The sequence below is a fragment of the Mesorhizobium sp. M0659 genome (genome assembly GCF_040320605.1).
Classification (GTDB): Bacteria; Pseudomonadota; Alphaproteobacteria; order Rhizobiales; family Rhizobiaceae; genus Mesorhizobium.
The window spans coordinates 1-13232 of sequence record NZ_JAMYPY010000029.1 but is presented as its reverse complement, the minus strand read 5'-3'; the positions used below and the strand labels follow the sequence as shown (position 1 = coordinate 13232).

13 protein-coding genes are annotated in these 13232 nt (G+C 63.7%); 12 read left to right on the top strand and 1 reads right to left on the bottom strand.

Annotated elements, in window-relative coordinates; genetic code table 11:
• The first annotated feature begins 176 nt into the window (after positions 1 to 176).
• The 9 genes from cysS (at position 177) to NKI31_RS28510 (ending at position 8203) form a co-directional block, all read left to right on the top strand.
• Complete coding sequence (cysS, locus tag NKI31_RS28550) at positions 177 to 1610, top strand: cysteine--tRNA ligase (protein ID WP_023829043.1); 1434 nt, start codon at positions 177 to 179, stop codon at positions 1608 to 1610.
• 283 nt (positions 1611 to 1893) lie between these two features.
• Positions 1894 to 2298, top strand: a complete 405-nt coding sequence (locus tag NKI31_RS28545) for an endonuclease domain-containing protein (protein ID WP_023822736.1) — start codon at positions 1894 to 1896, stop codon at positions 2296 to 2298.
• The gene (locus NKI31_RS28540) at positions 2295 to 2681 is read left to right on the top strand and encodes a VOC family protein (protein WP_352653166.1); all 387 of its coding nucleotides are present in this window, start codon (positions 2295 to 2297) and stop codon (positions 2679 to 2681) included. The genes NKI31_RS28545 and NKI31_RS28540 overlap by 4 nt, the downstream gene beginning before the upstream one ends.
• 22 nt (positions 2682 to 2703) lie before the next feature.
• Complete coding sequence (locus tag NKI31_RS28535; protein ID WP_352653165.1) at positions 2704 to 3195, top strand: GFA family protein; 492 nt, start codon at positions 2704 to 2706, stop codon at positions 3193 to 3195.
• A complete protein-coding gene (locus NKI31_RS28530) occupies positions 3192 to 3668 on the top strand; it encodes a GFA family protein (protein WP_023747452.1) in 477 nt (158 codons plus the stop codon). The genes NKI31_RS28535 and NKI31_RS28530 overlap by 4 nt, the downstream gene beginning before the upstream one ends.
• An 8-nt stretch (positions 3669 to 3676) precedes the next feature.
• A complete protein-coding gene (pip, locus tag NKI31_RS28525; RefSeq protein WP_023684469.1) occupies positions 3677 to 4633 on the top strand; it encodes a prolyl aminopeptidase in 957 nt (318 codons plus the stop codon).
• A 187-nt stretch (positions 4634 to 4820) separates the two neighbouring features.
• Positions 4821 to 6437, top strand: coding sequence for a citramalate synthase (gene cimA / locus NKI31_RS28520; protein WP_352653162.1), 1617 nt, complete (start codon positions 4821 to 4823; stop codon positions 6435 to 6437).
• A gap of 111 nt (positions 6438 to 6548) precedes the next feature.
• Positions 6549 to 7505, top strand: coding sequence for an EamA family transporter RarD (gene rarD, locus NKI31_RS28515; protein WP_460221953.1), 957 nt, complete (start codon positions 6549 to 6551; stop codon positions 7503 to 7505).
• 11 nt (positions 7506 to 7516) lie between these two features.
• Positions 7517 to 8203: a glutathione S-transferase family protein gene (locus tag NKI31_RS28510; RefSeq protein ID WP_352653160.1), complete on the top strand. Its 687-nt coding sequence runs from the start codon at positions 7517 to 7519 to the stop codon at positions 8201 to 8203.
• A 31-nt stretch (positions 8204 to 8234) separates the two neighbouring features.
• Here the strand turns inward: NKI31_RS28510 and NKI31_RS28505 are convergent, their stop codons facing one another.
• On the bottom strand, positions 8235 to 8846 hold the full coding sequence (locus NKI31_RS28505) for an LOG family protein (RefSeq protein ID WP_023705376.1): 612 nt from the start codon (positions 8844 to 8846) through the stop codon (positions 8235 to 8237).
• A 124-nt stretch (positions 8847 to 8970) separates the two neighbouring features.
• Here NKI31_RS28505 and NKI31_RS28500 point away from each other — a divergent pair, with 124 nt between their 5' ends.
• The 3 genes from NKI31_RS28500 to NKI31_RS28490 all read left to right on the top strand — a co-directional run bounded on the left by NKI31_RS28500 (position 8971) and on the right by NKI31_RS28490 (position 13120).
• Positions 8971 to 10650 (top strand): LysM peptidoglycan-binding domain-containing protein, encoded by a 1680-nt coding sequence (locus tag NKI31_RS28500; RefSeq protein ID WP_352653158.1) that lies wholly within the window; start codon positions 8971 to 8973, stop codon positions 10648 to 10650.
• A gap of 229 nt (positions 10651 to 10879) precedes the next feature.
• Entirely contained in the window at positions 10880 to 11215 is a 336-nt protein-coding gene (locus tag NKI31_RS28495) for an ArsR/SmtB family transcription factor (protein ID WP_023672695.1), read from the top strand.
• 24 nt (positions 11216 to 11239) lie between these two features.
• A complete protein-coding gene (locus NKI31_RS28490; RefSeq protein WP_023819190.1) occupies positions 11240 to 13120 on the top strand; it encodes an ABCB family ABC transporter ATP-binding protein/permease in 1881 nt (626 codons plus the stop codon).
• Positions 13121 to 13232: the final 112 nt, after the last annotated feature.

Sequence of the window (13232 nt, the reverse complement as noted above, 5' to 3'; positions counted from 1 at the left end):
AAACGTTTTCCGCCATTTGTGGCATTTGCATTATTGGCTAGCTTCGCGCTGGTCCGGACGTTTTCGCCTCATCTTTCCCCAGAGTGGACAAACGCCCCGGCCAGCAGGCTGGAGCCGATTTGTGCCTTGGCACAGGTTAGACTCCATCCAGAACTTAACGGGCCGGAAGGGCACGCATGTCTGACGCATCGAAGGGTCTCAGCCTCTACAACACGCTAACGCGGACGAAGGACGTGTTCCTCCCGATCGACCCGTCGAATGTGCGCATGTATGTCTGCGGCCCGACCGTCTACGACTTTGCCCACATCGGCAATGCGCGTCCGGCGATCGTCTTCGACGTGCTGTTCCGTTTGCTGCGTCACCTCTATGGCGAGGCTGGTGTCACGTATGTGCGCAACATCACGGATGTCGACGACAAGATAAACGCCCGCGCGCTGCGCGATTTCGGCGCCGAGATCGCGTCGGGAAGCCTGACGCTCAACGAGGCGATCCGCCGCGTCACCGAAAAAACCGCCGATCAGTACCACAAGGATGTCGCCGCACTCGGCTGCTTGCCGCCGACGGTCGAGCCACGCGCCACCGAGTTCGTCGCGCGCCGCGCCGACGGCAAGGTTGACATGATCACCCTTATCGAACGTTTGATCGAACGCGGCCACGCCTATGTCGCCGCCGGCGAAGTGCTGTTCGACACCGCCTCGATGCCGGATTATGGCGAGCTGTCGAAGCGCAATCTCGACGAACAGCAGGCCGGTGCGCGAATTGCCGTCGACGCTCACAAGAGGAGCCCGGGGAATTTCGTGCTGTGGAAATTGTCGTCACCGGAGGAGCCCGGCTGGGACAGCCCATGGGGCAGGGGCCGGCCCGGTTGGCATATCGAGTGCTCGGCCATGTCGGCCGCCTATCTCGGCGACGTCTTCGACATCCATGGCGGCGGCCTCGACCTGATCTTCCCGCACCATGAGAACGAGATCGCCCAGTCGCGTTGCGCCCACGGCACCGACGTCATGGCCAATGTCTGGATGCACAACGGCTTCCTGCAGGTCGAGGGCCAGAAAATGTCGAAGAGCGTCGGCAATTTCTACGCCATCGCCGAACTGCTGGAAACCGACACTTTCGGCGGCCGCAAATGGCCGGGCGAGGTGCTGCGGCTGGCGATGCTGATGACGCATTACCGCGAGCCGATCGATTTTTCCGTACGCAAGCTGGAAGAGGCCGAGAATACGCTGCGCAAATGGAAGCGCGCCGCCGATCTCTCCCCGTCGGCAGGGCAAGTTCCGGCGGAGGTTGTGGCGGCGCTGTCTGACGACCTCGCCACCTATGCCGCCTTCCAGCAGCTCACGCAGCTTGCCGGTGAGGCCGCGGAGGGCAACGAAGCGGCCGCATCGCTGAAGGCATCGCTGTTGTTCCTCGGCTTCGATATCGGCGCGGCCAAGGTCGACGAGGCAGCGATCGCCAAGGCGATCGCCAAGCGCTTGGAACTGATTGCAGCGAAAAACTGGGCCGAGGCCGACCGCATCCGCGACGAGCTTCTGGAGCAAGGCGTGCAGCTGAAGGACGGCAAGGATCCTGTCACCAACGAACGCGTGACGACGTGGGAGGTGAAGCGGTGAGGGTGGCGCGAGACACCGTTGTAAGATTGGCGAAGGCCGGAGCGACAGCCAATCTCCCCCCTTGCGGGGGAGATGTCCGGCAGGACAGAGGGGGGTTCGAAGGAACGCCAGCGTTCCTTCTTGCCCACTTTCATTTCGGCCACTTTCTGAGAACGCAATGGCTGCCGGTTGAGACGCTGGCGGGACAGCACCCCCCTCTGTCCTGCCGGACATCTCCCCCGCAAGGGGGGAGATCAGCCCTCGCCTTGGTTTTCGCTAATCGCCAGCGCGGAGTGGCCTGAGCATGGGTCACGACCTCGTTCCATCGCGTCAGCGCAAGAATGCAAAGTCCATGCGTCGCGTCATGACCGATGCCGAGCTGAAACTGTGGAATGAGTTGCGGGCTCACCGGCTGATGGGGATGAGCTTTCGCCGACAGGTACCGATTGGACCCTACATTGTCGACTTCGCCTGTTCGGCCCACCACCTCGTAGTCGAGGTTGATGGCAGTCAGCATGCCGACGTAGAAGATGCAGAACGCGACAAGGCACGCAGCGCTCAATTGAGTGCCAGTGGCTGGACCATCCTGCGCTTCTGGAACGACGACGTCATCCGCGATATCGACAATGCCTGCCAGCACATCGTCATCGGGGCCGGCTTGGCCGGCGCCGACGTGCCGGCGCCAGCAAGGGAGGAGCTTGTTTCATGATCGACCATCTCGGCATCAATGTCGCCGACTTCGACGCGTCGAAAGCCTTTTATGACCAGGCGATAGCGCCGCTTGGCGCCTCGCTGATCTACATGGTGCCACTGGAATATACCGGCGGCGCCAAGGTCGGTGGCTATGGCCGCGACCGGCCGGTGTTCTGGCTGCACGCCAGCGATGACAAGCCGAGGACCCATCAGCACGTCGCCTTCACCGCGCGCAGCCGCACCGAGGTCGACGCCTTCCATGCCGCGGCGCTCGCCGCCGGCGGCAAGGACAATGGCGGGCCGGGGCTGCGCCCGCATTATCACCCGGACTACTACGGCGCCTTCGTCTTGGATCCCGACGGCAACAATGTCGAGGCCGTCTGCCATGCGCCCGAATGACTATGAAACGGAGTGAGACGCCATGAGCCTCGACAACCGGCCGATCTACACCGGTGGCTGCCAGTGCGGCGCGGTGCGCTTTCGCGTCGAGGGTGCGCTGGGTGACGCCTCGGTCTGCCATTGCCGCATGTGCCAGAAGGCGTTCGGCTCATTTTACGCGCCCCTGGTCTCGGTGCGTGGCGCCAAACTCGACTGGACGCGCGGCGAACCGAAATATTTCGCCTCGTCCAGCCATGTCGATCGTGGCTTTTGCGCCAATTGCGGCACGCCGCTGACCTTTACCGCGCCCGACGGCATCGGCCTCGCCATCGGCGCCTTCGACAATCCGGCTGATATCGTGCCGCTGATCCAGTGGGGCACGGAGGCAAAACTTCCCTATGTCGATACCATCCCGCAATTGCCGGGCGAGGACACTATGGCCGACATGTCGTCGGCGCCTTATCTCGCCGAGCTCGTCTCCTACCAGCATCCCGACCATGACACCGAACAATGGCCGCCAGAGGAAAAGTTATGACCGATGAAGTTCGAACCGGCGGCTGCCAGTGCGGTGCCGTGCGTTTCCGCATCAAGGGCAAGCTCGGCCGGGCGTCCATCTGCCATTGCCGCATGTGCCAGAAACAGTTCGGTTCGTTTTTCGGCGCGCTGGTGACAGTGCCCAAGGATGGCGTCGAATGGATGCGCGAAGAGCCCACCTATTTCCAGTCGTCGGTCAACATCGATCGCGGCTTCTGTTCCCGCTGCGGTACACCGCTGACCTATCGCCAACCTGGCGCACTGGAGATCGCCATCGGCGCCTTCGACGACCGCTCCGATCTGGCGCCGCAGATCCAGGTCAACTACGCGGTCCGATTGCCTTGGGTGGAAACGATCTTTGACCAGCCCGTGCATCAGGATCCGGATTTCTACTCCCGCCAGGAGCAGATCATCTCCTTCCAGCATCCCGACCACGAAACCACGGACTGGCCCGCGCACGGCCTGAAGATATGAGCAATGAAATGAACAGTGAACTTCGTACTCTTTATCCAGAGATCGAGGCGTTCGAGTCCGGCATGCTCGATGTCGGCGACGGCCATCATATCTACTGGGAGCGCTCCGGAACCAGGGGCGCCAAGCCGGCCGTTTTCCTGCATGGCGGTCCCGGCGGCGGCTTCTCGCCAAAACATCGGCAATTGTTCGACCCGAAGCTTTACGACGTCATCCTGTTCGACCAGCGCGGCTGCGGGAAATCGACACCCAACGCCTCGCTCGAGGCCAACACCACCTGGCACCTGGTTGCCGACATCGAGCGGCTGCGTGAGATGTGCGGCTTCGAAAAATGGCTGGTGTTCGGCGGCTCGTGGGGCTCGACGCTGGCGCTGGCCTATGCCGAGACGCATCCTAATCGCGTCAGCGAGCTTGTCGTGCGCGGCATCTACACGCTGACCCGCGCCGAACTCGAATGGTACTATCAGTTCGGCGTCTCCGAGATGTTCCCCGACAAATGGGAGCGTTTCCTGGCGCCAATTCCTGAAGCCGAGCGCGGCGACATGATGGCCGCTTACCGCAGGCGGTTGGTCGGCGCCGATGGCAAGGCGCAGCTGGAAGCCGCCCTTGCCTGGAGCCTGTGGGAAGGTGAGACGATCACGCTGCTACCGGAGCCGGAGACCAGCGACAAGTTCGGCGAGGACCACTTCGCCATCGCCTTTGCCCGCATCGAGAACCACTATTTCGTCCACGCCGGCTGGCTGGAGGAGGGGCAGCTTCTGCGCGATGCCCATAAGCTCGCGGATATTCCCGGCACAATCGTCCACGGCCGCTACGACATGCCGTGCCCGGCGCGCTATGCCTGGGCCCTGCATAAGGCCTGGCCGAAGGCGGATTTCCACCTCATCGAAGGCGCCGGCCATTCCTATTCGGAGCCGGGGATTCTGGATCGGCTGATACGCGCGACGGATGGGTTTGCGGGGAAATGACAGCGCGTGGCACCCCCCTCTGTCCTGCCGGACATCTCCCCCTCAAGGGGGGAGATTGGCTGTCATCGGCGCTTTCGCAAATCTCCGTCGCTGCAGGAAACGATCCGACGCTAAAGCTGCCGATCTTCCCCCTTGAGGGGGAGATGGCCGGCAGGCCAGAGGGGGGTGCTCGCGCGCCAACAGAACAATGACCAAACAACGCCTCTATCTCTTCGACACAACCCTCCGCGATGGCCAGCAGACGCCGGGCATCGACTTTTCCGTCGAGGACAAGATCGCGATTGCCAAGCTGCTCGATGAGTTCGGCATGGACTATGTCGAAGGCGGCTATCCCGGCGCCAATCCGACCGACACCGCCTTCTTCCAGCAGAAGCGCACGGCGAAGGCAAAGTTCGTCGCCTTCGGCATGACCAAGCGGGCAGGCGTGTCGGCATCCAACGACCCGGGCCTGGCAGCGCTCGTGCAGTCCAAGTCCGACGCCATCTGCTTCGTCGCCAAGAGCTGGGACTATCATGTCCGCGTCGCGCTCGGCTGCACCAATGAGGAAAACCTCGACTCGATCAACGCGTCGGTCGAAGCAGCTGTTGCCGCCGGCAAGGAAGCGATGGTCGATTGCGAGCATTTCTTCGACGGCTTCAAGGCCAATCCGGACTACGCACTGGCCTGCGCCAGGACCGCCTATGATGCCGGCGCGCGCTGGGTGGTGTTGTGCGACACCAATGGTGGCACGCAGCCCTCGGAAGTGCGCGCCATCGTCGACAAGGTCATTGTTTCAGGCATTCCGGGCGGCCATCTCGGCATCCATGCCCATGACGACACCGGCCAGGCGGTGGCCAATTCGCTCGCCGCCGTCGAGGCCGGCGTGCGCCAGATCCAAGGCACGCTGAACGGTATCGGCGAGCGCTGCGGCAACGCCAATCTGGTCTCGATTGTGCCGACGCTGGCGCTGAAGCCGGCTTTCGCCGATCGCTTCGAAACTGGCATCTCGGTTGAAGCGTTGACCGGTATTTCACGGCTTTCCCGCGCCTTTGACGAATTGCTGAACCGCGCTCCGGAAGCGCAGGCGCCCTATGTCGGCGCCTCAGCCTTCGCCACCAAGGCCGGCATCCATGCCTCCGCACTGGCCAAGGAGCCGGCGACCTATGAACATGTGCCGCCCGAGGCAGTAGGCAACCGCCGCCGCGTTATGGTTTCGGACCAGGGCGGCAAGGCCAATTTCCTCGCCGAGCTGAAGCGGCGCGGCATCGATGTGCCCAGAGACGACCATCGTCTCGATGCGCTGATCTCGGTGGTCAAGGAGCGCGAGGCCGAGGGCTACGCCTATGAGGGCGCCGATGCCTCCTTCGAGCTGTTGGCGCGCAAAATGCTGCACGGCCTGCCGGAGTTCTTCAACGTCACTTCGTTCCGCTGCATGGTCGAGCGCCGCTTCGATGCCAACGGCCAGTTGAAGACGGTCTCCGAAGCCATCGTCAAGGTGATGGTCGAGGGCGAGGAGAAGATGTCGGTGGCCGAAGGCCACGGCCCGGTCAACGCGCTCGACATCGCGTTGCGCAAGGACCTCGGCAAATTCCAGAGCGAGATCGCCGACATGGAGCTCGCCGATTTCAAGGTGCGTATCCTCAATGGCGGCACCGAGGCGATCACCCGCGTCCTGATCGAATCGCATGACGGCACCGGCGCACGCTGGTGGACGGTCGGCGTCTCGGAAAACATCATCGATGCGTCCTTCCAGGCGCTGATGGATTCGATCGTCTACAAGCTGATGAAGAACCGCGACATGGCGGGATTGGTGGCGGCGGAGTAAGCTTGCAGGACTTGGGTTCCTCGCCCCTCGAAGTGGGGCGAGGAACTGGCGGCGCCCCTTGAACCATCAGCGGAAGTCCATTGATCCATCATAATTTTGCGATGGTTTTGGATGGCCCACTGGGCCATAGCGTTTGCCATGGCCAGCGACACGATCCAGCCCGACGCCGACTCCAAAGCCCGCAGCGGCTTTCTCCTCGCGCTCGGCGCTTATCTGCTATGGGGCCTGTTGCCCTTCTACATGAAGGCGGTTGCGCATCTGCCGCTGATCGAGGTGATCGCCCACCGCATCGTCTGGTCGGTGCCGATTGCTGCTGCAGTGCTGGTCTGGGCCGGCCGCACAGCCGATTTCAAGGCGGCGATCCGCTCGCCGCGCAGCATCGCCATGGCGGCGCTGACGGCGACCCTGATCTCCGTCAACTGGGCCATCTATGTCTGGGCGATCTCGGTCGACCGCACCGTCGAGACCGCGCTCGGATACTACATCAACCCATTAGTTAGCATCGTCGTCGGCGCGTTGTTGCTCGGCGAGAAGCTCGACCGGCTGCAGATCGTGGCCGTGTTGCTGGCGGCGGTCGCAGTTGCCGTTCTGACCGTCGATGCCGGCAAATTGCCTTGGGTGTCGTTGGCGCTGGCGTTTTCCTTCGCTGCCTATGGGTTCTTCCGCAAGACGCTGCCGATCGGCCCGAGCCAGGGCTTTCTGCTCGAAGTGCTTTTGCTGTCGGTGCCGGCGCTTGCCTACATCGTCTTCCTGGTCGTCAACGGCCAGGACCATTTCATCTCCAGCAACGGCACCGATATGGCTTTGCTCATCGGCTGCGGCCCAGTCACCTCGGTGCCGCTGCTTCTGTTCGCCTTCGGCGCCAAGCTTCTGCGCCTCTCCACCATCGGCATCATGCAGTACATCGCACCGACCATGGTGTTCCTGATCGCCGTGCTGATTTTCGACGAGCCGTTCGGCACCACGCAAGCAATTGCCTTCGCGCTGATCTGGGCGGCATTGGCGATGTATTCCTGGTCGATGTTTCGTGGCCGTGAAATCCGCCCGGTGGCGTTGGCCCCGAAGTAGGGAGCCTTTCGATGTACGTGCTGCATATCGCCAACAAGAACTATTCGTCATGGTCGCTGCGGCCATGGGTGCTGATGCGCACCCTCGACATTCCGTTCGAGGAGCAATTGACGCCGTTTCCGACCGGGCCCAGTTTCGATCTCTACCGGGCGTTCTCGCCCAGCGGGCGCGTGCCTTGCCTGGTGGATGACGGCTGGGCTGTCTGGGATTCGCTGGCTATTGCCGAGTATCTCGCCGAGCGCCACCATGGTGTGTGGCCTGCCGAGGCCAAGGCGCGAGCCTGGGCGCGCTCGGCCGCCGCCGAAATGCATTCTGGTTTCACGGCCTTGCGCGGCGCATGCCCGATGAATTGCGGCTTGCGGGTGAAACCGTTGCCGATGTCGGACGCGCTGAAGCAGGATCTGTTCCGTTTGGGCGATCTCTGGAACGATGGCCTTGCCCTGTTCGGCGGGCCGTTCCTTGCCGGCGGCCATTTTACCGCCGTCGACGCCTTCTTTGCTCCGGTGGCGTTCCGTGTGCTATCCTATGGGCTGTCTTTCGAAGGGGCAGCTGCAGCCTATCCCCCGCAATTGCTTGGCCTGCCGGCCATGCAGGAATGGTATGCGGCGGGTCTCGCCGAAACCTGGCGGGAGCCGGACCATGAGGCGGAGGTCGCTGCCGCCGGCACCATCGTCGAGGATCTTCGCGCTACGACGTGATGGGCAGCGGGGCCTCTCTCACTATTCACTATCACATCTTATCAATCACCGACTGCACGCCTTCCGTCGGGGCATCGACCGACGACCCCGCCACCATGATGGCGGCGACGATTGCCTCGGGGTCTTCGACCACCAGCGGCCTGACCCGCTGTGCGGTGTGGATGAAGCCTTCGCTGGCCATATGGTCGAGCAGCGCCAGCATCGGATCCCAGAACCCTTGAACGTTGGCGAAGACGATCGGCTTGCGGTGATGGCCGAGCTGGCCCCAGGTCATGATCTCGACGATTTCCTCGACCGTGCCGATGCCGCCGGGCAGCGCCACAAAGGCGTCGGATTTCTCGAACATCTTGTGCTTGCGCTCGTGCATGTTGTCGGTGATCAGCAACTCGTCGAGCCGGTCAAGCGCGGTTTCGGTCGCCTCCTTGTTGATGAGGAAGCGCGGAATGATGCCCGTTACCTTGCCGCCGGCCTTGAGCGCGCCTTCGGCGACTGCGCCCATAATGCCTTTGGTGCCGCCGCCATAGACCAGCCGCAGGCCGGCTTTGGCGAGCGAGCGGCCAAGCAGGTGCCCGGCCTTGGCATAGATTTCATCGCGGCCCGGCGACGAGCCGCAGTAGACGCAGACGGATCGAATCGTGTTCATGCGTGATTGGTGATTGGGTCTGAATGCGGGGTCAAGCCCCTGAGGCTGACAAGCCCGGGCTTTTTCTTGTCGGTCCAGATAAAACACGCTAGACCGGCTTTAGGTGGCTAAGGGGCAGGGAAATATGGCAATTAATCCTTTGAAGGCGTTTCTGTTCGCGGCGGGTGGGACCGTCGCGATCGTCGGAACCGCCTATGTATCGGGCGCACTCGACCCGTATCTCAACCCCAAGCCGCCAGCGGAGATTGCAGCGCTGACGCCGCCGGCTGAGAAGCCGGCCGATTCCGGGACCGACGGAAGGCTGCCGCCGGCGCCTGCCGCGCCCGCCGATGTCAAGGCTCCGGCTGCACCTGCGGACGCAACCGCTCCCGCGACCGAAGCTGCGGCTCCGGCGGCACCTGCCGCGCCGGCTGCAGCCCCAGCAACTCCCGCGCCGGCCACGGCCGGCCCGGTTGCGCCGAGCTTCGACGTCGTGCGCGTCGAAGGCAATGGCTCGATCGTCATTGCCGGCAATGCGGCCCCGAATGCGAAGGTGGAGATTCTCAACGGCTCGACGGTGCTCGGCTCGACGGTCGCCGGTCCGGACGGCGCCTTCGTCATCGTCCTCGACGATCCACTGAAGCCCGGCGACTATACGATTGCGCTGCGCTCGACGACCGGCGAAGTGGTTACGCCTTCGGTGCAGACCGCCGTCGTTTCGGTTCCCAAGGACGCCGCCGGCCAGGTGCTGGCGATGGTCGAGGAACCCGGCAAGCCGGCCGAGCTGCTTAGCGTCCCGGCGCCTGAGACCAAGCCCGCGGCACCGGCCGCCGGCGATCAGGCTGCTGCCCCAGCCGCTGAGGCGCCTGCTACGGCAGCGCCTGCCGTGGCCGCGGCGGCGCCTGCCGCTCCCGCTGAAACAGCACCTGCTGCTCCGGCTGTGGAAGCCGCAACTGCCCCGGCAGCGCCAGCAGTACCTGCAACGCCGCGGGCTGCCGCCGTGGCTGAACCCAAGATCGTCGTCGAAGCGGTCGAGATCGACGGCAACAAGATCTTCGTTGCCGGTCTGGCTGACGCCGGCCGCAAGGTGCGCGCCTATGCCAACGATATCCTGCTTGGCGATGCGGTGACCTCGCCCGACGGTCATTTCCTGGTCGAGGCAACGCGCGATATCCCGGTCGGCAACTACAGCATCCATGTCGACGGTCTCGATGCCGACGGCGTGAAGGTGGTAGCGCGTGCCGCCGTGCCGTTCGAGCGCGAACCCGGCGAGGCGATCGCCGCTGTAGCGCCCGCGGAGGCCAAGCCCGCCGAGACCAAGCCCGCCGAAGCAAAGCCTGCTGAGCCGGCCGTACCGGCTGCTGCCGAAGCACCGGCCGCTCCGGAGCCTGCGGCGCCAGCCACTGTCGCGGCTGCCCCTGCGAAGCCCGCACCAGCCGCACCGGCGGCTGAAGCGCCGGCTCCGGCTGCCCCGGCGGTTGCCGGGGCACCTGCGGCACCGGCAGCGCCCGCCGCTGAGGCTCCAGCCGTCGTCGCGGCGGCAACGCCCGACGTGCCCGAGACGGTGGCGCCAAAGCTCGAACATGCAGACGGCGCGGTCATCATCCGCCGACACGACACCCTGTGGCGGATCTCGCGGCGCGTCTACGGTCACGGCGTGCGCTTCTCGACCATCTATCTCGCCAACCAGGACCAGATCAGCGATCCCGACCGCATCTGGCCCGGGCAGGTGTTCAAGGTTCCGGAAAAGTCCAAGGAAGGCGAAGCCGCCGACCTCAAGGCGATGGGCGAGCAGGTGACAACGGCGCCGGTGAAGACGCAGTAGCGGCCGAGCGCTTGATCTCCCCCCTTGAGGGGAGATGGCCGGCAGGCCAGAGGGGGTCGCCGCGCATGGAACGCCGACCTTCTCTTTGCTGCAAACGACGTTGCGTCAGGACGTACCGACCCCCTCTGTCGCCTTCGGCGACATCTCCCCCTCGAGTGGGGAGATTAGGTCGCTCTACCCATCGGGTTAGCTTGCCACGCACCCGTTCATCGTCTATCGCCGATGAACGATGGCAGACTCGCTCGCTGAACCAGACCACGCAAACTGCGCACCGCCCCAAAGCCGCGCCGTTGCCGCTCGCTTCGCAGCCCTCTCACACCCGGCGCGCATTGAGATCCTTAGACATCTGTCGGCCAGCCGCTCCTGCTGCTGCCGTGAGGTTGTCGACCATCTCGACCTCGCGCAGTCGACGGTCTCCCAGCATCTGAAAATCCTGGTCGAAGCAGGCTTGGTCCGCTTCGAGCCCGACCGCCAGCGCTCGCGCTATCAACTCGACCGCGCCGCGCTCGCCGACGTTTCCGCATCGCTGACCGCACTCGTCAATTCCTGCTGCTCCGGCCGCTGATTTCTCACCCAAAAGGCAAGACAAGTGGCAGAAAAAACCGTTTCCGATAGCTCGACCTTCAGCACCTTGCGCAATCTGTGGCCCTATATGTGGCCGGCCGACCGCGCCGATCTCAGGGCACGCGTCACCTGGGCGACGCTGCTTCTAGTCGTTGCCAAGCTGACACTGGTTGCCGGGCCGTACTTCTTCAAATGGGCGACCGATTCTCTGGCCGGTGACGCCAAATCGCCGCCGCCGCTGCCATCCTTCCTGCTGGCGCCGGTGATGCTGGTCGTCGCCTACAATGTCGTGCGGCTGGTGCAACTCGGCTTCAACCAGCTGCGCGACGCGCTGTTTGCCCGCGTCGGCCAGTATGCGGTGCGTCAGCTTGCGTTCCGCACCTTCGTTCACATGCACCAGCTGTCGCTGCGCTTTCACCTCGAGCGCCGCACCGGCGGCCTGTCGCGCATCATAGAGCGCGGCACCAAGGGCATCGAGACGATCGTGCGCTTCATCATGCTGAACACGGCGCCGACCATCCTCGAATTCGCGCTGACCACCGGCATCTTCGCCTACACCTATGGCTGGAAATATGTGGTCGTGGTGGCGGCCACGGTGTGGCTCTACGTCTGGTTCACGGTGCGCGCCAGCGACTGGCGCATCTCGATCCGCCGCGACATGAACGACAGCGACACCGACGCCAATACCAAGGCGATCGACTCCCTGCTCAACTACGAGACCGTCAAATACTTCAACAACGAGGGTATGGAGGCCGAGCGCTTCGACCGTTCGATGGCGCGCTATGAAATGGCGGCGACCAGGATATGGACCTCGCTCGGTTGGCTGAATTTCGGCCAGGGCATCATCTTCGGTCTCGGCACCGTCATCGTCATGTGCATGTCGGCGCTGGAGGTGCAGGCCGGCACGCAGACGGTCGGCGACTTCGTCTTCATCAACGCCATGCTGATGCAGCTTTCGGTGCCGCTCAATTTCATCGGCTTCATCTACCGCGAAATCCGCCAGGGGCTGACCGACATCGAGCAAATGTTCGACCTGCTCGATGTGCCGCAGGAGATCACCGACAAGCCCGATGCCAAGCCACTCGCCGTTACAGCCGGCAAGGTCGAGTTCCGCGACGTGCATTTTGCCTACGATCCCAACCGCAAGATCCTGAAAGGTGTCTCCTTCGAGGTACCGGCCGGCAAGACGGTGGCCATTGTCGGACCGTCCGGCGCCGGCAAGTCGACGATTTCGCGGCTGCTATTCCGCTTCTACGACGTCCAGGGTGGTCAGGTGCTGATCGACGGCCAAGATGTCCGTGATGTGACGCAGGCGAGCCTGCGCGGCGCGATCGGCATGGTGCCGCAGGACACCGTGCTGTTCAACGACACCATCGCCTACAACATCCGTTACGGTCGCATCGGTGCCAGCGAAGAGGATATGCAGAAAGCCGCCGAGCTTGCCCAGATCGGCCCGTTTATCGAACGGCTGCCGGAAGGTTATCGCTCGATGGTCGGTGAGCGCGGGCTAAAGCTATCGGGCGGCGAAAAGCAGCGCGTGGCGATTGCCCGCACGATTTTGAAGGCGCCGCCGATCCTGATGCTCGACGAGGCGACCTCGGCGCTGGACAGCCACACCGAACAGGAGATCCAAGCCGCCCTCGACCTGGTCAGCAAGGGCCGCACCACCATCGTCATTGCCCACCGCCTGTCGACGGTGATCACCGCCGACGAGATCATCGTACTCAAGGACGGCGAGATCGCCGAACGCGGCACCCATGCCGAGCTGATGCGCCAACATGGCCTCTACGCCTCGATGTGGGATCGCCAGCGCGAGGCGACGGAAGCCGAAGAGAGGCTTCGAGTTGCACGCGAGAGCGATGAGCTGGGTGTGGTTGTGCGCAGGCGGACTTCGGAGGTGAGCTAGGCGGCGGAGCGGCCCCAACACCCCCAGCCCTGGGGGGGGACGGCACACCCAGCCGAACAGGGGGTCACCCCCGGGCGTGAATAAACAAATATAGTTTAAAAAAAAACAAACC